At 69.8% G+C, this 26,282-nt stretch carries 16 protein-coding genes and 1 pseudogene; 9 read left to right on the top strand and 8 right to left on the bottom strand.

Annotated elements, in window-relative coordinates; genetic code table 11:
• Positions 1-23: 23 nt before the first annotated feature.
• Genes HHX33_RS15285 through HHX33_RS15270 form a run of 4 tightly spaced genes read right to left on the bottom strand, consistent with a single transcriptional unit; the run spans position 24 to position 6,772 of the window.
• Positions 24-1,259, bottom strand: a complete 1,236-nt coding sequence (locus HHX33_RS15285; protein ID WP_182875184.1) for a DUF3322 and DUF2220 domain-containing protein — start codon at positions 1,257-1,259, stop codon at positions 24-26.
• Positions 1,256-4,594, bottom strand: a complete 3,339-nt coding sequence (locus HHX33_RS15280) for an ATP-binding protein (RefSeq protein WP_259402518.1) — start codon at positions 4,592-4,594, stop codon at positions 1,256-1,258. The genes HHX33_RS15285 and HHX33_RS15280 overlap by 4 nt, the downstream gene beginning before the upstream one ends.
• Positions 4,595-4,596: 2 nt before the next feature.
• Positions 4,597-5,268 (bottom strand): DUF4194 domain-containing protein, encoded by a 672-nt coding sequence (locus HHX33_RS15275; RefSeq protein ID WP_182875182.1) that lies wholly within the window; start codon positions 5,266-5,268, stop codon positions 4,597-4,599.
• Positions 5,261-6,772: a DUF3375 domain-containing protein gene (locus tag HHX33_RS15270; protein WP_182875181.1), complete on the bottom strand. Its 1,512-nt coding sequence runs from the start codon at positions 6,770-6,772 to the stop codon at positions 5,261-5,263. Before HHX33_RS15270 ends, HHX33_RS15275 begins: the two co-directional genes overlap by 8 nt.
• A 208-nt stretch (positions 6,773-6,980) precedes the next feature.
• Between HHX33_RS15270 and HHX33_RS36040 the strand changes: the two genes are divergently transcribed.
• From HHX33_RS36040 to HHX33_RS36035, 3 genes and pseudogenes are all read left to right on the top strand, one after another.
• Positions 6,981-7,370, top strand: a complete 390-nt coding sequence (locus tag HHX33_RS36040) for a DUF2637 domain-containing protein (RefSeq protein WP_310741385.1) — start codon at positions 6,981-6,983, stop codon at positions 7,368-7,370.
• A 229-nt stretch (positions 7,371-7,599) separates the two neighbouring features.
• Complete coding sequence (locus HHX33_RS15260) at positions 7,600-8,283, top strand: DUF2637 domain-containing protein (RefSeq protein WP_310741384.1); 684 nt, start codon at positions 7,600-7,602, stop codon at positions 8,281-8,283.
• Positions 8,284-8,577: 294 nt separating this feature from the next.
• Positions 8,578-8,945 (top strand): annotated as a pseudogene (locus HHX33_RS36035) (transposase); the annotation flags it as partial.
• Positions 8,946-9,010: 65 nt separating this feature from the next.
• On the opposite strand, the gene HHX33_RS37210 reads toward HHX33_RS36035, so the two are convergent.
• On the bottom strand, positions 9,011-12,583 hold the full coding sequence (locus HHX33_RS37210; protein WP_396784875.1) for a hypothetical protein: 3,573 nt from the start codon (positions 12,581-12,583) through the stop codon (positions 9,011-9,013).
• Between the two features lie 1,316 nt (positions 12,584-13,899).
• Here HHX33_RS37210 and HHX33_RS15245 point away from each other — a divergent pair.
• The 3 genes from HHX33_RS15245 to HHX33_RS15235 all read left to right on the top strand — a co-directional run bounded on the left by HHX33_RS15245 (position 13,900) and on the right by HHX33_RS15235 (position 18,477).
• A complete protein-coding gene (locus HHX33_RS15245) occupies positions 13,900-14,424 on the top strand; it encodes a hypothetical protein (protein WP_182875178.1) in 525 nt (174 codons plus the stop codon).
• Between the two features lie 217 nt (positions 14,425-14,641).
• Complete coding sequence (locus tag HHX33_RS15240) at positions 14,642-15,523, top strand: DUF4231 domain-containing protein (protein ID WP_182875177.1); 882 nt, start codon at positions 14,642-14,644, stop codon at positions 15,521-15,523.
• Positions 15,448-18,477 carry a TIR domain-containing protein gene (locus HHX33_RS15235; protein ID WP_310741383.1) on the top strand — a complete coding sequence of 1,010 codons (3,030 nt, stop codon included), beginning with the start codon at positions 15,448-15,450 and terminating at the stop codon, positions 18,475-18,477. Before HHX33_RS15240 ends, HHX33_RS15235 begins: the two co-directional genes overlap by 76 nt.
• A 554-nt stretch (positions 18,478-19,031) precedes the next feature.
• Here the strand turns inward: HHX33_RS15235 and HHX33_RS15230 are convergent.
• Positions 19,032-19,334, bottom strand: coding sequence for a transposase (locus HHX33_RS15230; RefSeq protein WP_182875175.1), 303 nt, complete (start codon positions 19,332-19,334; stop codon positions 19,032-19,034).
• Positions 19,335-19,826: 492 nt separating this feature from the next.
• Here HHX33_RS15230 and HHX33_RS15225 point away from each other — a divergent pair, with 492 nt between their 5' ends.
• Positions 19,827-21,407: a serine/threonine-protein kinase gene (locus HHX33_RS15225; protein WP_182875174.1), complete on the top strand. Its 1,581-nt coding sequence runs from the start codon at positions 19,827-19,829 to the stop codon at positions 21,405-21,407.
• A 61-nt stretch (positions 21,408-21,468) separates the two neighbouring features.
• Positions 21,469-22,269, top strand: a complete 801-nt coding sequence (locus tag HHX33_RS15220) for an ABC transporter ATP-binding protein (RefSeq protein WP_182875173.1) — start codon at positions 21,469-21,471, stop codon at positions 22,267-22,269.
• A gap of 205 nt (positions 22,270-22,474) precedes the next feature.
• On the opposite strand, the gene aceA is transcribed toward HHX33_RS15220, so the two are convergent.
• Positions 22,475-23,767, bottom strand: coding sequence for an isocitrate lyase (gene aceA, locus HHX33_RS15215; RefSeq protein ID WP_182875172.1), 1,293 nt, complete (start codon positions 23,765-23,767; stop codon positions 22,475-22,477).
• 244 nt (positions 23,768-24,011) lie between these two features.
• Between aceA and HHX33_RS15210 the strand changes: the two genes are divergently transcribed.
• Positions 24,012-25,484 carry a helix-turn-helix domain-containing protein gene (locus tag HHX33_RS15210; protein WP_259402501.1) on the top strand — a complete coding sequence of 491 codons (1,473 nt, stop codon included), beginning with the start codon at positions 24,012-24,014 and terminating at the stop codon, positions 25,482-25,484.
• A 102-nt stretch (positions 25,485-25,586) separates the two neighbouring features.
• Here HHX33_RS15210 and HHX33_RS15205 read toward each other — a convergent pair whose 3' ends face one another.
• Positions 25,587-26,186 carry a TetR/AcrR family transcriptional regulator gene (locus HHX33_RS15205; protein WP_182875171.1) on the bottom strand — a complete coding sequence of 200 codons (600 nt, stop codon included), beginning with the start codon at positions 26,184-26,186 and terminating at the stop codon, positions 25,587-25,589.
• Between the last annotated feature and the right edge of the window lie 96 nt (positions 26,187-26,282).

Genomic DNA, 26,282 nt, shown 5'->3' with positions numbered 1-26,282 from the left:
CGGCAGATCCGGGGTCCGCGTTCTCACAGTCCCTGGCTTTTCAAGATCTGTAGCAGTCGGTTCACGGCGTGGGTGAGAGGGATGGCTTCCTGCTCGATCCGGCGGAACGGGGTGGAGCCTGCGGTCGCGATGGTGTCGTACGCGATGCTCTCGGCTTCGGTGAGGTGCGGGAGGTTCGCCGGTGACGGCTTGATGGGGCGGCCCGCCCTGTCGTGGTTGACGCCGTGCTCGGAGTAGTGGTGCAGGTCGGTGGCGTCCATGAGGATGGAGGTGACGGGCTTCGGCGGTGCGCCGTCGGGGGTGGGCTCGGCCAGCGCGGCGCGGAACCGGTCGAGGATCGTGTAGCCGTCCGCGTCGATGTCGCCCCAGTAGACGACATGGTCCGCCGCGCGGATCCACGGCACGTTCGCGAGCAGGGGAGCCGCGGCCTTGCCGCCGCCCTCGACCACGATCGTGTCCTTGACCGGCGGGAACCAGAGGCGGGAGTCGCGGTTCTCGACCACGAGGACCACGCGTGGGCGGTAGGCGATGTCGTGCACGTCACCGGTGGTCCAGGCGTCGTGCCTGCGGCGGCCGGACGCAGCGTGGTCAGGGTCGACGTAGGTCAGGTGCATGACGGTCGGCCGGGGCCGGACTTCCCCTCGCACATCGCGTCCGGCGACGTCGCGCAGTAACGCGCCGTGGGTGTCGAGCCATTTGGTGTGCATGCCGGGGACCGGGAGTTGCCGCAGGGTCCACGCGCCGGCGTCGGGGTGCCGGCGTAGCCAGGTCACGGCACTGACCAGAACCTCCACGTCGACGGCCGGAAGACGGCAGACGGCCCGGAGCGTGGCCGGGGTGAGGATCGCTCCGGCGGACCGCAGCGCCGACGCGAGCGCACGGGCACGGTCGATGTCCACGGCCGGAGGTTCGGCACCGGTACGGGTGTCGGCCATGAGCGAGACGGCGCCGTCCAGGTCCGCGATGAGCGTGGCGGGGAAGTCGCCGGCGACTCCTCGGATGGTCACCGCCTTGAGGACGAGTTCCACACCGGAGGGGAGCCGGCCGGCGAACTCGCGCCACTGCATGTGCCACTCGTGCCAGGCGGCGTGCCCGAGTCGCTCGACGGCCTTGCCCGTCGACACGCCGGGGCGGAGCGGAACGGAGAACACGACCTGGTCGCCGACGCCGAGGCCCGCGCACACGGCTTCCGCCCACTTCTGGTCGATCTTGCGGCGGACGGCCTCGACGGCGTCCTTCGGGGTGACGAGTACGCTCATGCGTCCGGAACACCGACCAGGGGTTTCGCCCAGGACCGGCCCTGGGAGTTCTTGAGAATCAGGTACTCCGCGTCCACATGCGGCTCGATCGCGCTGTGCTTGTCGTTGGGGGCGCCGATGACGAGCTGGAAGCCGAGACCACGCCACGCGCCGATGGCCCGGCCGGTGAAGTGCGCGTCCGCCTTGATCAGCGCCTCGTCGAGGAAGACGGGGGCGTAGCGGGGGCGGTCGGCACCCGCGTCGCCCAGTTGGTACCGCAATGCGGCCCCGACGATGAACGCGACCAGTTCCTGCGACTCGCCGCCGGACTTCTCGCCGATGTGGTCGTACACGGCGACGTGTCCACCCTCGAGATCGCGTTTCTCGGCACTGATCCGAACATGGTTGCGCACGTCGACGAGGTCGGCGAAGTCGGGCGCGGTGCGTCGGATGCGGTCGATCACCTTGGCCATCCGGTGATAGGCGCGTTCCCGGTCCTCGTCCGTCGCCGCCTGGTCGATGAAGGCGCGTACTTCGCGCAGTTCCTTGCGGAATCGGGCACGCACCGTGGAGTGGCTCTCCTGCGGGTCGATGCGCAGCCGGTGCCTGTCGTCAGCGAACGGCAGTTCGGCGAGGATGCGGTTGACCGGGTCGATCCGGTCGCGGATCTCCCGGACAGCGGCGGCGAGTTCGCTGTCCAGGCCGGTGAGGTCGTTGCCGGACAGTTTGAGCAGGCTGTCCCGCCACTCGTTCTCCAGTTCGTGCAGCCCGCTGGTCTCCAGGTCGGTGAGCAAGCGATCGAAGTCGCGGTACGAGTCGTCCGCGTCGATGCCGGGGTTCGGGTTCGGCCAGCGCTCGACGAACGTCGAGAACGTGTCGAGCAGCGCCTTCTTCGACCTGCCGATCGCCTCCGCCGCGGTCTGCCGGTCGGCGCGGAGCCGCTCGGTGGCCCGTTTGACCGCCGCGTCGAACTCCGCGAGCGCACCCGCCGGGGCGGTGCCGTCCGGGTCGCTGTCGAACAGCGCCTCCAGGTAAGCCCGATGCTCCTGACCGACATCGGCGCCTGTCTCCGCGGCCGTGTCGAGGGCCTGCTGTGCGCGGTCCACCTCGTCGACGGTCGCCTGCCAGGACTCACCGAGTATCCGCACGTTCTCCTTCTGCCGGCCGACGCGTTCGGTCAGTTCCCTGGCCTGCTCCTTGAGTTCGTCCACTTGGCGCTGCATCTGGTCGATGCGCGGATCGCCTGCGCGGATTTCGTCGACGATGCGGTTCCAGCGGTCCCGTTCCGCCGTGACGGACTCGACGTCCACCTGGTCCCAGGACAACTCGGTCAGGATCTGGTAGGTCATGCGTCTGGTTTCGACCGAGTCGAGGTCCTCCTCCGCCTTCGTCGCCCGGGCGACAGCCTCGTCACGGCGTTCCCGCGCAAGGCTCATCCGGTTCTCAAGGTCGGCGAGCAACCTGGTGTTGGTGAAACCGAGCAGGTTGGCGCGGCCGTGGCCGCCGTGCGCGCCCCGGCCGCTCTCCGACGTCTGGCCAGTGATCGTGAGTGCCTTGGGGTACTGCCCCAGCAGCCTGGGTGTCTCGACGCAGACGAAGTCGAACCGACGGGCCAACTCGCTCTTGAGCCAGGGGGTGAACGGCGACGGCCGGTAGTCGAGCCGGCCGGGGAGCGTCTTGTCGTTCAGCCCGACTTCGTCCCGCAGACCGGTACGCACGCCCTCGAACTGGATACGCCGGGCGGTCGGCACCGCGTTGATCGCTTCGCGGAACGAGTTCAGCCGGCCGATGTCGATCAGCATCCGCGTGGCGAATCCGCCGAGCGCCAGGTTGAACGCCTCGCGCCACGGCTCGAACTCCGTCCGCACCTCGATCAGCTCGCCGACGAACGGCAGGTCGTCCGGGCTGAGCCCGGCGGCCTCGGCCAGCGCCGCGCGAGCCACGTGCAGCTCGGTCGGGATGTTGCCCCGCCGGTTCCTGACCGCCTTGTGCTCGGCGAGCAACCCGGCCAGCTCGCGGTCGGCGTCCTTCTTCTCCGACCTCGCGTCGGCGAACCGCTCATGGACGGCCCTCCTGGCGTCGGCGTCGGCCAGCGACCGATGCGCCGTCTCGACCAGTGCGGCGAAGTCATCGCCGTTCGACACGCAGGCGCCGATCGTGGCGAGCGCCCGGTCCAGCCGCTCCCGCGAGCGTTCGACATCGGCCAGTCGCTGCTCCACGCCGCGGATCTCCCGGAGTGCGGTGTCCAGACGGTCACCACCGGACGCGCGAAGCGTGTCAGCCACCCCATCACGCTGTACTTCGGTCGCCTTGACCAGGGTGGTGGTCTCCGACAGTTCATCCTCGGCTCGGCGGTGCCGCTCAGCCAGGTCCTTCTCGGCGGCGCGCAGCAGGTCGAGCCGGCGTTCATGACGCCACAACGCGGCAGGGGACGACGTGTCGGCGAACGATCCGACCTCGTCGATGAGGCGTGACCGGTCCAGTGCCTCGTCGATGGTGCGCCGGTGTTCGCGGATCGGGGTCAACGCCTTCACCTGCTGGCGGGCGGTGATCATTCTGGTCCGGGTGCCGGACAGTTCGTCGAACTGCTGCACCACCGCGTCCGCCGTGGCCAGTGTGGACGGCTCCTCAAGGACCATCGTCTTGTAGAGAGCGTCGACGGTGGTGATCTGCTGACCGGCCTGGATCCGGCCCAGCAGCGCGACCGCCTTGTGCCCGTCGCCCGCGGCGCCGATGCCGAGCGTGGTGTGGAGACGCGCGGTGAAATCGCGGTCGGTGTCGAAGCACTTCAAGCCGGTCGCCTCGACCTCGGCACGCGCGAGCTTCCTGTTCGCCGGGCCTTCCAGCGTGCGCAGATCGTACGAGCGGTCACAGGTGGCGCGCACCGCCACGACTTCGTCGAGGCTGCGGGCGGACGACGGGACATACCAGGCCCGGAGCGCGGTGAACTCGGCGCCGGTGTGGTCGGCCCATGTCATCGCGATGGCCGACCAGGTGTCGCGGCCGTCCCCGCGCAGCACCCGCGACCTCGTCTCGCCGTCGGTCCGGGACTCGTCGAGCTTGCCGCGCGCGTAGGAGAGGATGTTGCGCTGGTCCTTGCCCCGGGGCCTGCCGACCACCCCGCCGTTGGAGGCCCCGTTGAAGGGAGTCGTGTGCGGCATGAGCAGCGCGATGTAGGAGTCCATCAGCGTCGACTTGCCGGATCCGGAACCTCCGCTGAACAGGGTGGCGCCGGGTGCGAGTCGCAGGTGGTGATATCCGTCGTAGCCGCCCCAGTTGACCAGTTGCAGGGCCCGCGCCACCCACTGCTGGCCCCGTGACGCCGCCGGGATCAGCCCGAACAGCGTGTCGATCATGCTCACGCCGTGGCCTCGTTCTGTCCGCGCAACCACTGCTCCAGTTCGGCGAGCCTCGCGGTACTCAGCACGACCTCCACCATCGGGGTGATCCGATAACGGCCTGCGGACTCCTCCGTGAGCAGACCTTCGGTGACCAGCCGCTGCACCGCGTTGCGGACCTCCTGCTGGCCGCGGGCCAGATTGTGGTCGTTCGGATCGAAGTAGGTCAGCACGGTCTGCTCCAGCTCCTCGATGTCCACCCTTGCGGACGCCTCGCCCGTGCCGCGCTCCCGTTGGAAGACGGTCCGCAGGTGCACCAGCACCAAGGTCTCGGCCCGGGTGTAGGGGTCGTCCTTGAGCAGGATCGGCACGTCCAGTTCCGCCGAGCGCACCTGCTGCTTGTAGGCGACGCCGCGGTCGTGGTCGACCACGAGCCGGACGAACAGGTCGTGCATCCGCGATTCGATGATCTGCTGGTTCTCCAGCAACGTGCGCCACTGCGCGGGGTTCTTCTCGGCCAGCAGGAACCTGCGCCGCAACAACTGGACCAGCACCCGCCGCACGTCAGCGTCCAGCGTGCCCGCGTCGCCGGCGTACAACTCGGCCGGATCGTCCTCCATCGAGATCGGGTCGATGAACCCGGTCCGCGTGTCCGCCGACCAGCCGTCGTCGGCGCCGTCCGGCTCACTCATCGCCACCGCTCCTGTCCGCGCTCGCCGCGCTCGCCGGGTTCGCCGCCACCACACCGCCGAGAGCGAACCGTCGCCGGGTCCGGTCGGGCCGGACCGTGTCGACCACCGCGACCTCGGCCGTCTCGGTCATCCCGGCGTCGTGGGCGATTTCCAGCAGGCCGAGCAGGTCGACCGGCCGCCGGATGTCCTCGCCCGCCGCGCGGAACGCGGCTATGACGTCCACGCTGTCCGCGTCACCCGCGAACGACGCCAGGTGCGCGCGCAACTCGGCGTACCGAGGGCCACCCCATGCCCGGGTGTCCGCGGCCGGCATGTCCTCTGCCTCGTCCCATTCCGCCAACGGCGGGGGCGGCTGTGGTGGCCGCAGGTCGCTCGTCCGCTGCCGCAAATTTCCGACGTCGGCAACCGGCAGGCGACGGAGCGGCTCGACGGCCTCGCCGCGGCGTGAACCGGGAACCCACTTGTGGAGACCGGACATCACGTCCCTCAGGAGTTCGTCCACCTGGCGATCCCGCATCGGATCGTGGTTGCGGACCTGAGTGGTGATCACATGGGAGGCCTGCCGCTGCGCGGTCAGCACCTCCTTGACGCCCTGCTCGATCCGGCGCGAGATCTCGGTGAGCTCCCGCCGCTGCTGCTCCGGCAGCAGACCGGTGAACCGGTGGCGCAGCACCGTGCGCAGCTGGTTCCACAGGTCCTCGATCTGCGCCGGGTCGCCGATCAGACGCAACGCCCCCGCGAACGCACGGCCCTCCGGTGTCGCGTCCAGGATGCGCCGGCCGCGGGCCAGGTACTCGCGGAGCACCTCACCGGTCGGCCGCGCATCGTGCCGCAACTCCGCGACGACGTCGCGCTGGATGGCTTTGATCGACTCCGCCACACGGGCGAAGTCCGCAGGCAGTTCCCGCGCCAGGTGCAGCACGTTCTCGGCCGCCTCAAGCAGCTGCTCGTCCTCGACGGTCTCGACGACGCCACCCTGCTCAAGCCGGGTGAGCTCCTTCTGACGGTGCTGGATCTCCTCGTGGAGGCGCGCTATCCGGGCCATCACGTCCGGATCGGCGTCCTGCGCGAGTCGCTCGATCGCCTCCAGCAGGGTCCTGACCCGGGACTCCGACACCCTGGTCCGCGCTCCGCCGACCCGCCCGGCGACCTCGAGCGCACCGACGCCGTACGCGGACAGCCGGTACACCTCGACGTCGTCGTCGGACACCTGCCGCACCAACCAGCCGGCCTGCACCCACTGCCTGCACAGGTCCCGTGCGTTCCCGGTGGGCAGCGGCTGGTTGTCCTCGTCGCCGTAGCCCGCGGCCCGCAACTGGTCGAGAGCGTCGTTGATCTCCGCGTGCGAGTCCGCCACCGCCACCTTTGGCCGCTCCGCGGTGAAGACCATCGCCAGCACCGTCACGACGAACGGCGCGTGCGTCTGGTGGAGCAGGGCGAGCATCGGATTCTGGAACGCCCGGAGCGCGCCCTGGTAAGCGCCTTCTACACCTCGTGTACCCATCGCCATGTAGCGTACGACCGGGGTACGACAAGGGGCGCCTGCGCCGCGATTCGGTGAGTGCCCCCAGCAAGGGACCCAGAAGTAGGGAAACTGGAGAGACCCCGTTTGGCCAGGTCGTTCGTGCTCGACAGCTCACAGTTGAGGCGGTCAGGCCTCTTCCCAAGCGTCGTGTCCGCACGCTTCGAGCCGTGGCGGAGGGGTGAACACGATGACGTCGTCCCCCAACCGCTGGATCCGGCGGACGTCGACGGGCAGCGTGCTGCTGTCCGCTTCGATCGCCGCGGCCGTCTCGTTCCGTCACATGCATGAGCTGGCGCTCGCTCATGGAGAGAGCACGCTGACCGCTGCGCTCGTACCGCTGTCGGTGGACGGTACGGTCGTCAGCTCGTCCATGGCGCTGTTGCTGAGAGCCGGTACGGCCGGCGGGGCGGGGTCCTCCCGTGGACGTTGCTTATCGTGGCGTCTCACGAGGGCGGAGAGGTTCAGAGAGCAGCCTGGAGGTGGGCACTGGCAGACCGAAGTCCGGACGGCTCGTTGCCCAGTGGTGCAGCGATTTCTCGGAGATTTGCACAGAGTCCCCGCTGGGGTCGGCTTGTAAGGAGTGCGGGACTCGCTGGTCAGCTAGATCATCACGTTGAGCCCTGCAGCACGCGCACCATGGAATGCTTCTGGCCATAGGTAAGGACGTGCCGGGCTCTGGCGACCAGACTCTCCACACATTTGATCGTGCCCATGGGGGTTCGAATGGGTGGGGGGACATGCTTAATACGTACATACCCTTCGCGGCGTCCACCACGCTCGTTCTCCCTGGTCGGGAGGGCTGACCGGTGGGGGAGCCAAGCACTCACGCTGTTCGCCGCATCCAACGTAGGACGATCGCGGGTGTCGCGCTACTGGCGCTGATCGCGGGCGTCGTGTCGTTCAGGCACATGCACGAGCTGCGCCTGCGTCACGGTGAGGATCACCTGGCAGCGGTGCTCATCCCGCTCGCGGTCGACGGCCTGATCGTCGTCGCCTCGATGTCCATCATGTTGGCTAACCGCTCCGGCTCCCGTGGCGGCGTCCTGGCCTGGAGTCTGCTCGTGGTCGGCAGCCTGGCCAGCCTCGGAGCGAACGTCTCCATCGCGGAACCCAGCCTGATCGGGCGCATCACCGCCGCCTGGCCGTCCCTGGCCTTGATCGGCAGCTACGAACTCCTGATGTCCCAGATTCGCCGCTGCGCAGAAGGCCGGGCAGAACCTCAAGAGTTGCCTGCTCTCCCCCCTGATCTTGCCGCCCATGCGGAAGCTGAACATGTCGAGCTACAAGACGGCCAGGAGAAAGACGCCATCGTGGCTGAGCCCAAGGGGGGCGGCCGGGTGCTGCAGAGAGCGGCCTGGCAGTGGGCGCAGCAGAACCGTCAGGAGGACGGAGACCTGCCCAGCGGCGTCGCCATCGCCCGGGCCTTCGCCCGCAGCCCTCGCTGGGGCCGCCTGGTCAAGAAGGCCGGCCTCGCCGGCGAACTGGCCTGATGCCGAGCGATGGCCTGGCGCCAGACCAAGCAGCACAGTCCCGGTCACTGGGTGTCGACGGCCGCGCGGGCGGGCGGAGGCGATGAGATCTCTCGTAGGACGGACCGCGGTCAAGGAGTACTCGGTCCGCGGTTCGTCCCTGGCAGCCTCGATCACGGTGGCGAGGGCGGCTTCCACCTAGGTTCGGCCGCGCGCTCGAAGCTCAGGCGCTCCGTGACGTGCCGGGCCGCCGTAGAGGGCCAGTACGGCGTCCACGCCGTCGGGGGCGGTGAACTCGCGCAGCCTGAAGTCTAGAAGATCGTCCGGCGGAAACGCAGTGTCGCCACCGACGCGCTTGGCCTACTCCTGGCGGTGACCGTCTGCGCCGCCTCGGTCTCGGAGAACCACGCCGGAACCCGAGTGCTTGACCAGGCCAAAGCCGCTCATCCCACGATTGCCAAGACCTGGGTCGACGCCAGCTTCAAGACCCAGTTCGCCGAGCATGCCGCAGCCCTGGGCATCGACGCCGAGATCGTCCCCCGCGAATCCGACATCAAGGGCTTCCACCTGCTGAAACGCCGCTGGGTCATCGAACGCCAACGATGATCCACATTGCGATGATCGACAACGTCAGTAAGCGCGTAACCGGCGAAACTACACCAACCTGGAGAGGGACGTACTAGGACGAAAAGTGCAAATCTAACGCCCTCTTAGGAGCCGGTAGCTCCCAGCCGCTCCAGCGACCCCTTCATCGGCAGGGCGGACTAAACGGAAGTTCCGGTATGTACTGCTGCCACTGCTTCAAAGTGAGGACGCCGGCCGTGGTGGCGCAGATCCGCTGGATGGCCTCGCCGAGGTTCAGATGGGTGAGTTTGATGGTGCGGTCGTCCCCCGCGCTGGCCAGGGTGTGCCCGTCGGGGCTGAAGGCGGCACCAAGGATCGGGCCGATGTGACCGGCTCTCAGGGGCTTGCCCCGCGGCGTGGCACGGGCTGGATCGGAGACGTCCCACAGCATGAGTGTTCCGTCGTCGCCCGTGCTGGCCAGGGTCAGCCCGTCGGGGCTGAAGCCCACCCATCGTACCGGGCTGCTGTGCCGGGTCAGCGGCTGTCCCAGCGCGTGGGGGTGCGCCGGGTCGCGGACGTCCCACAACTGGACGGTGTGACCGACGCCGGCCGTCGCCAGAAGCGCGCCGCCGGGGTTGAAGGCGCCCCACAGGATGCCGCCGGTGTCGCCGGTCGCGATCGTGGCCATCGGCTGGGATCGTCCTCGGTTACGGACGTCCCACAGCCGTACCATCTGGTCTGCGCTGGAGGCGGCCAGGACGTGGCCGTCCGGGCTGAAGCCCGCCCAATGGGCCGGGCTGATCTGACCCGTCAACGGCTGCCCCCACGCTTTCGGGTGCGCCGGGTCGGACACGTCCCACAGCCGGAGCGTGAAATCGGGGCCATCGGTGGCGAGGAGGTGACCGGCCGGGCCGAACGCCAGCGCGTGCGGGGGATCAGCCGCGCTTGTCGGGATCGATCCCAGTGATCCGGGGTTCGCGGCGTCGGACACGGCCCACAGGCGCACGGTGCGGTCGTCGCCGGTCGCGGCTAGGGTACGGCCGTCGGGGCTGTAGGCGATTTGGTCGACGGCGCCGGGCGTGGTGAGCGGCTGTCCGAGCGGTTTGGGGTGCGAGGCGTCGGACAGATCCCACAGTCGGACCGTCCGATCGTTGCTTGCGCTGGCCAGGGTGTGTCCGTCGGGGCTGTACGTCACCGCGTTGACGGTGCCGGTGTGGCCCGCCAGGAAGGTCCGTGGGAGGTTCCACAGTCGTACGGTGCGGTCGACGCTGGCGCTGGCGAGGGTGCGCCCGTCGGGGCTGAAGGCGGCCCAGACGATGAAGCCGGTGTGGCCGGTGAGCGGTGCGCCCAGGGCGGCCGGGTGGGCGGGGTCGGTCACGTCCCACAGCCGTACGGTGTTGTCGGCGCCGCCGGTGGCCAGGGTACGCCCGTCGGGGCTGAAGGCCACCGCGAGGATGGTGTTGGTGTGACCGCTCAGGGGACGCCCCAAAGCAGCGGCGTGCGCGGGGTCGGACACGTCCCAGAAGCGCACGTTGTTGTCGTTGCCCACGCTGGCCAGGGTCCGGCTGTCTGGGCTGAAGGCCACCGCGTAGACGGCGTCGGTGTGGCCGGTCAGGGGCGGTCTCCACGGTGAGGGATGGGTCCGGTCGGTCACGTTCCATAGGCGGATGGTGTGGTCGTGGCCGGCGCTGGCCACCGTGCGCCCGTCGGGGCTGAAGGCGGCCGAGGCCACGGGGTCGGTGTCGCCGGTCAGCGGCCGGCCGAGAGGGGCCGGGTGGGCCGGGTCGGTCACCTCCCACAGCCGCAGGGTTCGGTCCTGACTGGCGGTCACGAGGGTTCTTCCGTCCTTGCTGAAGGACACCGAGAACACGTAGTTGGTGTGACCGGTCAGCGGGGGTCCCCATTGTCTGGGGTGCGCGGGGTCGCGGACGTCCCACAGCCGCGCTGTCAGGTCGCGGCTCGCGCTGGCCAGGGTGCGGCCGTCTGGGCTGAACTGCAGCCAGTACACCCAGCTGGTGTGGCCGGTCAGCGGCCGGCCCAGAGGCGTGGGACGGGCTGGGTCGGACACGTTCCACAGCCGGATCGTGTTGTCGCGGGCACCGGTGGCCATGGTGCGCCCATCCGGGCTGAACGCCACCGCGTACACCGGTGCGGTGTGCCCGGTCAGTGGAGTGGACAGGGGCACGTTCCGGGTGTCGAGCAGGCTGGTGACCGCCTCCCGATTGGGCCGGATGCGATACGCCGCCAAGTCCAGTTCGGCCGCGAGGGACGGGTCGGTGGTCCGGACCTGGTCCGCTTCGGTCATCACCTGCTCCGCCACGGCCCGGTCGCGCTCGGCCCGCGCCTCGGAACGCTGCTGGAGCGCGATGACTGCGGCGGTCGAGGCGACTAGGGTGAGTACGGCCAGCAGAGCGACGGCGGTACGGCGCAGTGTGGCCGAGCGGCTGTGCTGCCTGACCGAGGCTGCGAGGAACCGCTCGACCCGCCTGGTCAGCAGGACGTCGTCGCGATGACGTTCGGCCCACTCCATGGCGACGGCCAGACGACCGCCGCGATAGAGGGCGGCCGGGTCACGGTTCTCTGCCTCCCATGCGGCGGCGGCCGCTGTCAGCTGCTGGTGCACCAGCAGTCCGGCACGGTCCTCGTTCATCCAGTCGCGCAGGCGCGGCCAGGCGTGGAGCAGTGCCTCGTGGGTGATCTCGACGGTGTCGGTGTCCAGCGTGACGAGGCGGGCATAGGCCAGGGCGTCCAGGACCTCATCTGTGTCGTCCCGGCTGGTGTCGAGGTCGGCGCGGCGCAGACGCCGTTTGGTGTCGTCGGTGCCCTCGCCGACGGCGACGAGCCGGAGGAAGATCCCCCGCGCGAGGTCCTGCTGCCGCGGGGTCAAACCGGCGTACACGGTCTCGGCGGTCTGCGCAAGGGCGTTCTTGATACCACCGGCGGCCTCGTAACCGGACAGTGCCAGAGTGTTGCCGCGGCGGCGGCGCCATGTCTCCCGCAGCGCGTGTGAGACCAGGGGGAGCACGTTCGCCTGCCCTGCGGCGTCGGCGACGACCCGCGCCAGCAGGGCGCCCTCAACCGCGCACCCGGCCCGCGACGCGGGTTTGGTGATCGCCTGACGCAGTTCCTCGGTGGACATCGGGCCGACCAGCAGTTGGGCGCCGCCGAGCGCCTCGACGAGATCGGGCTGCTCGGCACAGCGGGCATAGAAGTCAGCCCGGACGCCGAGGACCACCCTGGTCCGGCTGTTGGCCGCCCGGGCCGCGGTGACCAGCACGTCGATGAACCGCTCACGCTCACGGGTGTCGCGGCAGAGCGTGAAGACCTCCTCGAACTGGTCCACCACGACCAGCATCTCGCTGTCGGCCGGGCGGTCTGCCAGGATCTGCAACGCGGTCAGATGCAGGGCGCGCGACTCCTTCGCGAGCTCATCGTGGAGCGAGGTCGCCGACCCTCCGCTCAGAGCGGCCAGCCGCGCCGCGCACTCCTCGAGCGGGTGTGGGCCCGGCGCGAACAGCAGGATCGGCCACCCCGCGGTCGCGGACCCCCCGCCGCCGATCGCGGGAAGCAGCCCAGCCCGGAGCAGTGACGACTTTCCCGATCCGGAAGCACCGAATACCACAAGGAATCGAGACTGCCGTACCCGGGAAACCAGATCCTCAGTGAGCCGCTCCCTGCCGAAAAACCAATCCGCGTCCTCCGGTTGGAACGCCGCCAGCCCGGCATAGGGCCCACGAGCCCCGTCGTCGGAGGTCATGGGAACGGAATCGGCGGGAACCGAGGCCGCGCCTCGCGCTGCCAACGCCCGCCATCGATGCTCCCATTCCGACGGATCACCGCCACAGGCTCGTACATAGGCGAGCGTGACGGCCAGGCTGGGCAGTTTCCTGCCCGACGCCGCATCGGCCAACGTGGTCGACGAGTAATGGGCGCGAGTGGCCAGCTCCCGATAGGGAAGGTTGCCTGCTTTGACGCGTAACAAGCGCAGGTCGGCGGCGAAACTCGTCAACTCGCTGCCGTCGTCGTCCAAAGGTCGCTCGGACCGTGGCATTCCCGCCTCCCCGATTGACTCGGTTGGAAAACTATTGTCCGGAATCTGTTGTCAGGCGTCCACCCCCCGACACCGGACAACCGGCCTTGAGTACAACGGGGTCACGGACGGCCGGTTGCAAATCTCGCCGCCGCCCACCGATCAGCGCGACGGCAAGACCGGGGACGCCCAGTAGAACGAGAGGGAAATGAGACGAGACAGATCACCCTCCGCCGCTCCGGCGGGCGCGGCTGTGGCCCGATGGACGCGAAGGCGGCGCCCTGTTCATCGGCGTGGTCGCCCGGTTATCCGCGTCCCGGCAGCGTTTCATGTCGGACGGACCGGAAGGGTCGAAGTGGCCAGCCGGCCCGGATGACTCTCTCCACGCGCGTCTGAATGCTCAGAGCAGAAGGGATCAAATGGTGAACGTACGTAAGCGACTCGCACTCGCCGCGGTGGTCATGGCGATGGGCGCCGGACTCGGCACTGCCGTACCTGCACAGGCGGAACAAACGTCAGCACTCGCAGAGTCGACGCGGTCAGAGGGCTACACCTACTCCTGCTCTAAGGGTGGGTTCACCGGAAGTCTCTACGTGAACTTCTCACGCAAATCGAACGGGGGGATCTATCGGATAAACTGGTTACAATACCGCATAAACAAGGGCCGAAACCATGGCGGCAACCACGCGAACGTTGCCTGGTGGGACGGAAGCACTGCTCCCGCAACGGTAAGGAAGACCAGCAACGGAATTCAGGACAACCGGTGGCACCGCCTCAGTGGCCGATATTATTCCAGCGGTTACAGTTCGTCCTTCACTTTCATCTTCGACAAGAGCCGGGCAAGTGATCCGCGCTGCGGAAAGGTCGCCAACCTACGGTGACCTGGGCATCAAGGGTGCCCGCCCTTCAGGGCGGGCCCCGGGCGCACCCGGCCCGCCGGTCTGTCGCCCGGCTGCATCCCCCCGCCTGCGTAGCAGACGTCTCCAGACTGTCTCGCTTGGAAAGGGGGGCGGAACGGCATCAGCTACATCGCGGAGAGGAATATGGACATGACCGTCACCCCCACCCGCCTGCGCACCTCCATCGCCACGCTGGCCATCGCAGGGGCCGCATCCGCTGGCATCTCACTCGCCACCCCCTCGGCGAGTGCCGCCTCCCGGGACGTCACCGTCGGATCGACGAGCGCGGATTCCACAACGACCCAATCTCTGACGCCGCGGGCCCGGGCGGCGCAGCAGCTCGGTATGTGCGTCTGGATCGGCAAGCCATACGGTCAGAAGTTCAGTGGAAAGTGGCATGTCGTGGGCCAGGGAGGCGCTACCTGCGGCAACGGACTCGGCGTCGGCCGGGGCTTCATCGAGGTCACACTCCAGCAGAAGCGCGCCTGGGGATGGGACGACCGTCAGAAGAAAACCCTCTGGGGTGCCGGGACGGCACATCCCAAAGCCAAGTGCCGCGACTTCGGCTGGTACACCTGGCGAACGGTGGTGAGCATCTACGGCCGGAGCGGGAGGAACTACTCCCTCGAGGGGAGGAAGACCTCCCCTACCTGGCGGACCCGCTGCTAGGGGCCTGTACGGAGTTCAGATCTCTAGAAGGTCTGATGGCTTCGGATCCACAAGATGGCCCCGCGGAGCCCGTGGCGAGGGCGGCCAGCTCGCGGACGAAGACCTCCTCGGGCTCGACCAGCGTGGGCCGAGGGGAGGGTGGGCAGCGTGTGTGGCGCTCCATCTTGAGTGCCGGCAGTAGAGAGCACGGACGGTCGGCTACCCAGGGAGTGGTGTGGTGGAGACGGTCGGCTACCAGGACTTTCCCGCGCTTTATCGCGCGGCCGATGCCAGTTCGCTCAAGGGCCAGCGGCGTCATCTCGCTGTGACGAGGTTTCAGCTCGGCGCGCTCGTGACCGCGGCTGCCTTCGGTGTGTTCGTGTTACGGGCCGCGGGCACGGATATGGCCGCTGTCGTGTCGTCGGTGGCCTTCGGGGCCGCGCTCGTCAGTGAGGTGTACCTACTGAAGGAGCGCCCTGACCGGCAGTGGTACGCCGGGCGTGCCGTGGCCGAGTCGACGAAGACCCTCACCTGGCGGTACATGGTTGGCGGCAGCCCCCTCGGGACGATGGAAGTCACCGAGGAGCAGGCGATCGACCGGCTGCTCGCGCGCTTCGCCGAGATTGAGTCCGACGTGGAAGGGGTTTTGCTGACCCCTGACCGAGGCGACCCGGAACAGGTGACGGAAGGCATGCGCCGGGCCAGGAAGCTGTCGCTGGAGGAGCGCCGGGAGTCCTATCTGCGGGCGCGGATCGGTGACCAGCAGGAGTGGTACGGGAGAAAGGCGCGCTGGAACGAGCGCAGGGGCACGCAGTGGTCGGTCGCCCTGGCCTTCCTGGAGCTGCTGGGTCTGACCGCCGGGGTGCTGAAGGCCGTGGGCCTGATCGACATCGATCTCCTCGGTGTCGTCGCCGCGCTGGCGGCGGCCGGCGCGGCGTGGGTGCAGGCGAAGCAGCATCAAAACCTGGCTACCGCCTATGCGGTGGCGCACCATGAGCTCGCGACGATCGCCTCGCGGGTGCGGCTGATGCGGACGGAGGAGGAATGGGCGAGCTTCGTGGCGGGATCGGAGGACGCGATCTCGCGCGAGCACACGCTGTGGCGGGCGTCGCACGCATGAGGCGGCCTGGGACGTTCCGGAGTTCTTACGACGCGTTCCTGTCCTACAGTCATGCGGCGGACGGCATGCTCGCACCCGCTCTACAACACGGTCTGCACCGCCTGGGTAAGCCCTGGAATCGTGTCCGCGCGTTGCGGGTCTTCCGTGACCAGGGCAGCCTAGCGGCCAACCCGGACCTGTGGACGACCATCGAGGAGGCGCTGAAGAACACCCGGTTCTTCATCCTGCTGGCCTCACCCGAGTCGGCCCGATCGGTATGGGTGCGCCGCGAGATCGCCTTCTGGCAGGCCCACCGCGGCCCCGCCACGATGCTGATCGTCCTGACCGGCGGCGAGATCGTCTGGGAGCACAACGAGACCGATTTCGACTGGGAGCGGACGACCGCGCTGCCCGACATCCTCCAGGGCTGGTTCAAGGCGGAGCCGCTCTGGGCGGACCTTAGGTGGGCCTCCTCGGAGCCGGAGCTGTCTTTGCGGCACGGCGGATTCCGCGAGGCGGTCGGCATGCTGGCGGCCGCCGTCCACGGCATTCCCAAGGACGAGCTGGACAGTGAGGATGTGCGGCAGTACGCCATGGCCGTACGGCTGCGGCGGCTGGGCGTGACGGCGCTGGCGGTGCTTCTCGCGCTCGCAGTGGCGATGGCCTACAACGCGAACGTTCAGCGTCTTGAGGCGGAGAAGCAGCAGCGGCTGGCTGAGGATCAGAGGCACCTCGCAGAGGAGCAGCGCCGCCTCGCAACGGTGCGAGCTCTCCAGGCGGAGGCCCAGAATCTCCGCGACGCTGATCCTCGCACCTCCATCAGACTCAGTCTTGCCGCTCTGCGCATCAAGCCGACGCCCGAGACACAGGAGGGACTGCTCGCCACACTGCAACGCACCCGGCTGGCAGGCAGCTCCGTGGCAGGCGCAAGGAAAGCGGACGTGGCCGGCTTCAGCAGGGACGGCACCCTGCTGGCCACGGCAGACACCGGTGACGACGACCACGCCGTCTACCTGTGGGACACCAGCGACGCCGCCCGTCCGCGGCAACTGGCCAAGCTCTCCGGCCATGCCGACCCAGTGAGCAGCCTGGCCTTCAGCGCCGACCATCGCTTGCTTGTGACCGTCGCCAATGCCATCGGCCAGGAGCGCAGCAGCCTGACGCTCTGGGACCTCGCGAACCGGACCCGGCCACGGCGCGTGCAGAGCTGGACACACCTGGACGACGCCCAAGCGGCGGCCTTCAGCCCGGACGGCAGGACGATGGCCGTCGTCGCGGGCTCGGCAAAGGGCACCCTGGAACTCTGGGACGTGGCCAAGCCATCCGCCCCCAGTCGATTGACGAGACCGGTCAAAGCGTTCGACGCACAAACCGTGGTGTTCAGTCCTGACGGACGCACGCTCGTCACCGCCTCCGGGGTCATCACCGCCAAGGACGACTCCCTCTCCCCTGGATCCTTCACCCACCACACCGGCTGGACCGTGTGGGACGTCAGCGATCTCCGTCACCCCAAGGCGGTTGCCCAGCGTCCGCTGTTCGGCGGAACCGCCAGCTTCAGTCCCACCGCACCCGTCCTCGCCGTCACCAGAGCCAACCGTCTGACGCTGTGGGACCTCAGCGAACCGAGAAATCCGCGTCAGCTGACCGCCCTCGACCACAAGGAGCAGCTCGAATCGGTCGCGTTCAGCCCCGACGGCCGTTTCCTTGCCGCCGGCCTGCTGGACAACACGGCGATTCTCAGAGATGTCAGCGACCCGGCTCACCCCGGAAAACCCATCCCGCTGGGTCTGCATGAGCAGCCGGTCGGTGCCATCGCGTTCAGCCCCGACGGCCGGACCGTCAACCTCGCGGACAGGTCCGGCGCGATCACACGCTGGCTGGTCACCAGCCGAGCCCCACACCGAGCGGCGACCCTCCCCGCTGGCGCCTTTCCCACAGCATCGGCGTTCAGCCCCGACGGCCGCACGTTCGCGGTAGGAGGATACGACGGAAAGGTGCTGCTCTGGGACACCTCCGATCCCGCACATCCCCGCAAGAGATCACAACTGACCGGCCACCTCCAAAGAGCTGAAACGGTCTCCTTCAACCGTGACGGCACCGTGCTGGCCGTCGGCAGCAGCGCCGGCTCCATCGGGCAGAAAGGGAAGATCACCCTATGGGGCACCTCCGATCCCGGTGCCCCACGCCGGCTGGCCGAGATCTCACCGAAGTCGGGAGTGGAAGCCGTGGCGATCAGCCCCCGGGGACCGATCCTGGCAGTGGCCGGTGGCGAACTCTGGAGCCCCACTTGGGTCGGCCTGTGGAACATGGCCGACCCGAGAAAGCCAGTGCGGACAACGCTTCTGGATCCATTCGAGTCTTTTGGCTTGAGCACTCCCGCGGTCTTCGGGCCGGATGGCACGACGCTGGCCCTCCCCGACTCGTTATGGGACGTGTCGAACCCCTCGGCCCCCGTCCTGCTGCCTATTCAGCACGGTCCGGACTCCAGCTCTCCCCTCGACGAGAGCTACTCGTATGCTGCATTCCGCGCCGACGGGCGCGAGATGGCGACGGCCAACTCGTCCGGCATATCCCTGTGGTCGGTGAATCGTGTGGGCGGGCCACGGTTGCTGTCCTCGGTGCCGGCGCCCGACATCTCAGCGCTGGACATCCATCCCCAGGGCCGCCTACTCGTGACTGGAAGCACAGCGGGCCGCGTGGTTCTCTGGCATGTCAGCGGCTCGGCGCCGCCGACTGCGATGACCGTGCTGACGGACACCACCGCGGAGATCGCTGATGTGCGGTTCAACCGCGACGGACAGACGCTCGCCGTCACGATCGACTCGGGCACGGTGGAGCTCTGGAAGCTGGGAGCTGCCCCGGCCATCGCCGCCGACCCGACCGGCATGGCCTGCACCATTGTCGGGTCCGGCCTGTCCCAGGACGACTGGGAAGACGACGTGCCTGGCCTGCCCTACGAACGCACCTGTCCGTAGTGGCGCGACTGGACCGCCGGCTTGCTTGACCGGCGCGGCTGGGATGAATTGGCGGCCACCGGCGAGTGGGCGTGACGAAACGCTCGGGTCTGCCGGTGGGGGAGTTCGTGGTGAGGGCGGCCGGCCGGCTCGCGGGCGAAGACCTCTTCGGGCTCGACCAGTGTGGGCCGGGGCCGGGGGGGCAGCGTGCGGCGCTCCACCACCTCGCGGCAGATCTCCTCCGGCTCTGTGGCGCGCGTGTGTAGGAGGCTGGGACGGCGAATTCGGCCGGGCCGGTGCCATTGGCGGCTGTGTGGGTTTCCTGGCCGTGTGATCGCCGTTCCAGGCGGGCATGCGCTGCGGCCCCCGGGGCTGGCGGTCCTCGCGGGCCAAGCGCCGGGCCAGTTCCACCACCTCGGCCTTGCGGGCGGCGTTGGCCGCGTTGATCACCTCGGTCAGCCAGGCGTGCCGTACCGATCGCGGCGACGGCGGGCGAGAGCGCCAGGCGTAGTAGCCCGACTCCGACACACCCATGACACGGCAGCACACCTGCACCGGCAGCCCTTCACCGGCCATCACCGCGATGGCCTCGAACCGCCTTTTGGGGACACCACCTCTCGCAGCAGCTCACTGGCCCGCCGTGTCACTGCCAGTTCGGTCTCCAGCTCGGCGATCCGGCGCCGGGCGGCCACCAGCTCGGCCAGGTCGCTGGAGGTGATGCCGGGCTCCAGGCCCGCGTCGATGCGTTCTTGTCTGCGCCAGTTGTAGATGGTCTGGTCGCTGATCTGCAGATCGGCGGCCACCTGCTGCACGGTCCGGCCCGCCTTCAGCAGGTCCAGGACTTTACGACGGAACTCGGGGGGATAGCTCCTCGGCATGCTGACCTCTCTCGGGGGTCCAGGCATGCCAGTCAACCAAAGGGACTCCACGAAAGCCGGTGAACATCATCAGCCTCCATCAAACTCGGCGCGGTTCAGTTTGCACAGATGCAGACCCAGTGAGCGCTCCCCGAGGGCGTCGCCGCACGGTTGGCTATCGCTCATGGACGGTACGGGCAGTAGCGCTGCTGGACAAGCACGGCAGGCGTGCCGGCCCTGCTGTTCACGTCTCGGCCTCACGCCATCAGGGCACTGTGGCCTCCGAGAAGCCTTGACCGGCCGCTTCTGTGGCGAATGGGACCTGTGTGACCTGGGGCTTTGCTCGCGCCTTACTTTGGGGTGCCATTGGGCTTACCTCTCATGCCGCTTGTGGTCAGTTGACCGCATGGCGCGTTCCAAACGGCCACAGTTGCTGTGCGGCACTTCCGCGAGAGAGGGAGCTTCCGTATGGCACGTGGCGGAACGGGCCCCCGGAACGGTATGCCACCCGGGGTGCGCCCGCTGACCGTGGGCGACCCGGTGATCATCGGGGCCTACCTGCTCCTCGGCCGGCTCGGCGCCGGTGGCATGGGCGTGGTCTACCTCGCGGAACATCCCGGCGGCGGATACGTCGCGCTGAAGACGCCGCACCCGGTCCACCTGTCGGACCCGACGCTGCGGGCCCGATTCGCCGAGGAGGCCGAGTTCTCCCGGCGGGTGGCGCCGTTCTGCACCGCCGCCTTCGTCGAGGACGGTCTCGACGGCGACCGCCCCTACATCGTCACCGAGTACGTCCCCGGCCCCGCGCTCTCCCAGGTCGTCTCGGCGTACGGCCCGCTCACCCCCGACCTCGCGTACGGCGTGGCACTCGGCGCGGCCGCCGCCCTGGCGGCGACCCACGAGGCGGGGCTGGTCCACCGCGACCTCAAGCCCGGCAACGTGCTGCTGTCCCCGCGCGGGCCGTTCGTCATCGACTTCGGGATCGCTCGCGACCTCGACGTCGCGATGTCGCACACGCAGGCCGGGCAGATCATGGGCAGTCCGGGGTGGGTGGCGCCGGAACGGCTGCGGGGCCGTCCCGCGATCCCCGCCTCGGACGTCTTCTCCTGGGGGTGCCTGGTCGCCTTCGCGGCGACCGGGCTGCATCCGTTCGGCGCGGGCGACCCCGAGACGCTGACCCGGCGCATCCTGGTGGAGGAGCCGCGGGTCTCGCCGGTGCCGAGGCTGCTGCGGGACGACGTGGCGGCGGCGCTGCGGCGTGACCCCGCCGAACGTCCGGACGCCGCCCGGCTGCTGGCCTCCCTGCTCGCGGCGGGCGGCGTCCACACGACCGCCGACCCGCGGCGGGCGGTCGCCGCGGTGCTGGAGGAGATCTGGCAGCCCGTGGCCTACCCGGCGGGCGCCCGCGGAACGGCCGCCGTACGCAGTCAGGACGGCCGACCGGATGGCGAACGACCGCCGCCCGGCAGGGCCGGGCGGCGGCGGGCGGCCCAATCGACAGCGCGGTCGACGGGCCGGTCGAGGGCACAGGCGGGGGCGCAGGCCTCCCACGCGGGGTTCGCGGCGCTCGCGACCGTCGCGATCGCCGCGGTGACGGTGGTGGCGGCGGGCACCGGCGCGGCCCGCATGGACCGCACGGCGGACCCGCCGCCCGCGCGGCCCGTGGTGATCCCCGAGGACGGCGCCACGCCGCCGCCGGACGTGCTGAGCACCTCCCGGCCGCCGGTGCTGCCCGTCAGCGCCCGCCGGCCGAGGGCGACGGTGACGGCGACGCGGACGATGCCGCCGTCCGCGCCGGCGACCCCGGACGAGCAACGGGCCACGGCGGTGCCCTCGCCGCCGTCGGACGGCGGGACGCTGCGTCCCCCGCCGGAGGGGCACTGTGCGCCCGGGCGGCACGGAGACTGCGGTCCCGGGCGGCCCTCCCCGCCGGAGCAGCCGAGTTCTCCGCCGCCGTCGCCGGGGATCACCACCGAGCCGCAGTGGGGGGACGGGGAGTCGCCCCAGCCGAGTCCGGGCCAGCCGACGGCGAGCCAGTCACCGGCCGGCCAGCCGCCGGGGGTCGTCGCCACCCCCGCGCCGTCTTGGCCCTGAGCCGTCCACTTCCTGGGACGGCGTCGTGAGCAGGCGCGTCCATGCCCCATGCTTTGGGGTCATGGACGCAGCTCTCGAACTCGACGACGTGACCGTTCGCGTGGTCGGCCGCACCCTCGTGGCCGCGGCCGACTGGCGGGTGGAGCACGGCCAGCACTGGGTGATCCTCGGGCCCAACGGCGCGGGGAAGACCACGATGCTCTCGGTCGCCGCGGCCGTACGGCACCCGTCCTCCGGGACCGCGACGGTGCTCGGGCGGCGGCTCGGCCGCACCGACCTGCGGGAGCTGCGACGGAGCATCGGCCTGGTCGCCGCCAGTCAGCGGCTGGTGGACGAGACGCTGCTGGAGGAGGAGGGCGCGACGGCCCTCACCGTCGTCCTCACCGGGCACACGGGGACGAGCGCGCCGCTGTGGGACCGGTACGGCGACGAGGAGCGCGAGCGGGCCCACCGCCTGCTGGCCGACCTCGGCTGCAAGGACCTCGCCGACCGGAGGTTCCAGGTGTGCTCACAGGGGGAGCGGGGCCGGGTGCGCGTCGCCCGGGCGCTGATGGCCGACCCCGCGATCCTGCTGCTGGACGAGCCGTTCGCGGGCCTCGACCTGCCGGCCAGGGAGGACCTGATCGAGGCGCTGGAGGACCTGGCCCGGGCCCGGCAGGGCCTCACCACGGTGATGGTCACCCACCATCTGGAGGAGGTGCCCGCCACCACCACGCACGCGCTGCTGATGCGGGACGCCCGGATCCTGGCCGCCGGTCCGGTCGGGGAGGTGCTCACCGAGACGCACCTGTCGGACTGCTTCGGGCGGCGGCTGCGCATCGACTCCCTGGACGGCCGCTGGTACGCCCGCGCGCCGCGCTGAGCCGTGCCGGTTCAAGGCGTGCCAGTCGAAGGCGTGCCGCTGGTGGGGGCGGGCCCGCCGCGGCTCCTGCTCCCCTTCGTACGGGTCCTCGTGAGGGCGCTCGTACAGAGGTGAGAGAGTCCACGGCGGGCCCCGGCTGCCGGCCCGGTGCGGGCCCGGTGCGGGCCCGGTGCGGGCCCGGTGTGCGCCGGCGCTCCCGCTTCCGTCAGCGGGTCGCGGCGAACTGCGCCTCCTCCGTGGAGCCCTTCAGGGCCGTCGTGGAGGAGTCCGGCGCGACGGCCGTGCTGACCAGGTCGAAGTATCCGGTGCCGACCTCCCGCTGGTGGCGCGTGGCGGTGTAGCCGCGGCGCTCGGCGGCGAACTCCGCCTCCTGCAGTCCCACGTACGCCGTCATGCCCTCGTCGGCGTAGCCGCGGGCGAGGTCGAACATCGAGTAGTTCAGCGAGTGGAAGCCCGCCAGGGTGATGAACTGGAACTTGTATCCCATGTGCCCCAGCTCGCGCTGGAACTTGGCGATCGTCGCGTCGTCCAGGTGCCCCCGCCAGTTGAACGACGGCGAGCAGTTGTAGGCCAGCATCTGGTCGGGGTACTCCCGCTTGATCGCCTCGGCGAACTCGCGCGCCACGTCGAGGTCCGGGGTGGAGGTCTCCATCCACAGCAGGTCGGCGTACGGCGCGTAGGCGAGGCCGCGGGCGACGCAGGCGCCGACCCCGTTGCGGACCCGGTAGTAGCCCTCGGCCGTGCGGTCCCCGGTGGTGAAGGCCTGGTCGCGGGGGTCCACGTCGCTGGTCAGGAGCGTCGCGGCCTGGGCGTCGGTCCGCGCGATGACCAGGGTGGGGACGCCCGCCACGTCGGCCGCCAGGCGGGCCGCGTTCAGGGTCTTGACGTGCTGGCCCGTCGGGATGAGCACCTTCCCGCCGAGGTGGCCGCACTTCTTCTCGGAGGCGAGCTGGTCCTCCCAGTGCACGCCCGCGGCGCCCGCCTCGATCATGGCCTTCATCAGCTCGAACGCGTTGAGCACGCCGCCGAACCCGGCCTCGGCGTCGGCCACGATGGGCGCGAGCCAGTGCGGCGCGTCCTCCTCGCCCTCGGCCCAGGAGATCTGGTCGGCCCGCAGCAGCGCGTTGTTGATCCGGCGGACCACCGCGGGGACCGAGTTGGCCGGGTAGAGGCTCTGGTCGGGGTAGGTGTGACCGCTCAGGTTGGCGTCGGCCGCCACCTGCCAGCCCGACAGGTAGACGGCCTTGAGGCCCGCCTTGACCTGCTGCACCGCCTGGTTGCCGGTCAGCGCGCCGAGGGCGTGGACGTAGTCCTCACTGTGGAGCAGGCGCCACAGGCGCTCCGCGCCGAGCCGGGCCAGCGTGTGCTCCTCTCGCACCGATCCGCGCAGGCGGACGACGTCCTCGGCGGAGTACGTCCGCCGGACGTCCCGCCATCGCGGGTCGGTGTCCCATTCGTGCTGTAGCCGCTCGGCGGCCGAGGTGAGCCGATCCGACATCCCGTTCACTCCCTTGTTGCGTACTCCGTCGTCACCTGGGGCTTGCTTCCGAGTTTGTGTCGATATCAAGAGACCAGGCAAGACGGCTTGCTCGGAAAGAGTGAGGATTTTTCTCGTTGCGATGAAACTGGCGAGTATTCCATTGCGAAGAAGTGTCAAGTTTTCCCTATGGACTAGACCAATACGTGTACGGAAGATCACTTCGGCGTGGAAGAATCGCGGATTTTCCGCGTAGGATCGGGGCATGACCTCCGCGCTGGGCGAAGAACCGCTGTCTTTGACGCACGAGCTCGATCTACTGGCCTTCGGCCAGCGGCTCAGGCACCTGCGCAAGCAGCGCGGCCTGACGCTCTCCGAGCTCGGCGACCGCGTCGGCCGCGCGCCCAGCCAGCTCTCCCTGCTGGAGAACGGCAGGCGCGAGCCGAAGCTGTCGCTGCTGAAGTCGCTCGCCGCCGCGCTCGGCGTGCCGGTGGAGGAACTGCTGCGCAGGCAGGCGCCGAACCGGCGGGCGCAGCTGGAGATCGCCCTGGAGGAGGCCCAGCGCGACCCGCTGTACGCGAGCCTCGGGCTGAGCCGGCTCAAGGTCTCCGCGCGGGTGCCCAACGACGTGCTGGAGCACATCCTCGGCCTGTACGAGGAGCTGCGCGCCAGGGAGGCCAAGGGCACGGCGACGCCGGAGGAGGCGCGGGCCGCCAACGCCGAGCTACGGCGGACGCAGCGGGAGCTGGGCAACTACTTCGAGGAGATCGAGAAGGCCGCCGCCGACGCGCTGACGGCAGTGGGCTACCGCACCGGCGCGTTGTCGGAGAGCACCGTCCAGGCGCTGGTGTCCCACTTCGGGTTCGCCGTGCGGTCCGCGCCCGATCTGCCGAGGTCGGCCCGTTCGGTGACCGACCTGCGCAACCGCCGTATCTACGTCAAGCGCCAGCAGCTCGGCATGCACACGCCCCGGACCGTGCTGCTGCAGGCGCTCGGGCACATCGCGCTCCAGCATCACCGGCCGCGCGACTTCGCCGACTTCCTGCGCCAGCGGGTGGAGGCCAACTACTTCGCCGCCGCCGTCCTCGTCCCCGAGGCCGCGGCCGTGCCGTACCTGCGGGAGGCGAGGCAGGACCGCGCCCTGTCGGTCGAGGACCTGCGCGACGTCTTCGCGGTGTCCTACGAGATGGCCGCCCACCGGTTCACCAACCTCGCCACCCGCCATCTCGACCTCGTCTGCCACTTCGTGCGCAACGACGCCGGAGGGATCATCTACAAGGCGTACGAGAACGACGGCATCGTCTTCCCCGCCGACGAGCAGGGGGCGATCGAGGGCCAGCGGCTGTGCCGGCAGTGGTCGGGCCGCCAGGTGTTCCACTCGCCCGACCGGTTCTCGCTGTACTACCAGTACTCCGACTCGCCCACCGGCACGTACTTCTGCGTCGCCCACGTGGACCCGTCGCAGGAGAAGGACTTCGCCATCACGCTCGGCGTGCCGTACCGGGAGTCGCGGTGGTTCCGCGGCCGGGAGACCACCCACCGCACCAGGTCGAACTGCCCGACCGGCGAGTGCTGCCGCCGCCCGCCCGCCGAGCTGTCGCAGCGCTGGGAGGGCTACGCCTGGCCCTCGGCCCGCGCCAACTCCCACGTGCTGGCCGCGCTGCCGCCGGGCTCGTTCCCCGGTGTCGACGAGGCCGACGTGTACGCCTTCCTCGAACGCCACGCCACCCAGGCCTGAGCCGCCGTGGCGTGGGTCGGGAGACGCACGGGTCGTTGCTGGAACTCGTCGGCAGGCATGTCGCGCCGGAGCGGTAGCGGGATTCCCCTGGGTCGACTGCCGTCAGTCCCGGACGGCGGCGCGGACGAACGCCATGAGGTGCCCGCGCAGCGCCTCGCGGCCCTCGGGGGTCGTCGCGTCCTCGCCGGCCGTGATCCTCGCGAGCTGCGGCATGGCGCTCGGCCACATGGCCATGCCGATGAGCGTGAACAGCGTGCGGGCCATCGCCGCGTCGGGCTCCCGGCCGAGACCCGCGGCCAGTGAGACGGTCTTCGACCGGCACTTGTCCACCCGGCGCTCCTGGCCCGGGAGCAGGGCGTCCTCGCTCCGGTAGTGCAGCGCCTCCCACATCATCAGCCGTACGACGTCGGGGTGGGCGGCGTAGTAGTCGAACAGCCTGCTCACGTAGTCGGCGGGGTCGTCGCCGGGCATCGCGACGGCCTCGGTCATCTCGTCCAGCGCCGCCGCTACGACGGTGTCGAACAGCTTCTCCTTGCTGCCGAAGTGACCGTAGATCCGCTCCTTGTTGACCCCCGCCCGGTCGGCGATGCGGTCCACCCGGGCGCCCGCCACGCCGTACGCCGCGAACTCCGCGCGCGCGGCCTCCAGCAGGGCGGCCTTGGTGGCGGCGGTGGGGTCCTTGACGTCTTTTCGGGGCGGCATTCGGCCTTCCTCCGTGTTCATGAGCGCGATGGACGGTGTTTCAGGAGCCGAGGGTGTCCGAGAGCTGACGCGCCCAGCATACCGAGCCAGCCACCA

The organism is Microbispora sp. H10670, assembly GCF_014161385.1.
In the GTDB taxonomy this organism is placed as follows: Bacteria; Actinomycetota; Actinomycetes; order Streptosporangiales; family Streptosporangiaceae; genus Microbispora; species Microbispora triticiradicis.
Note: the sequence above shows the minus strand (reverse complement) of the source record. Positions and strands in the feature narration are given on the sequence as shown.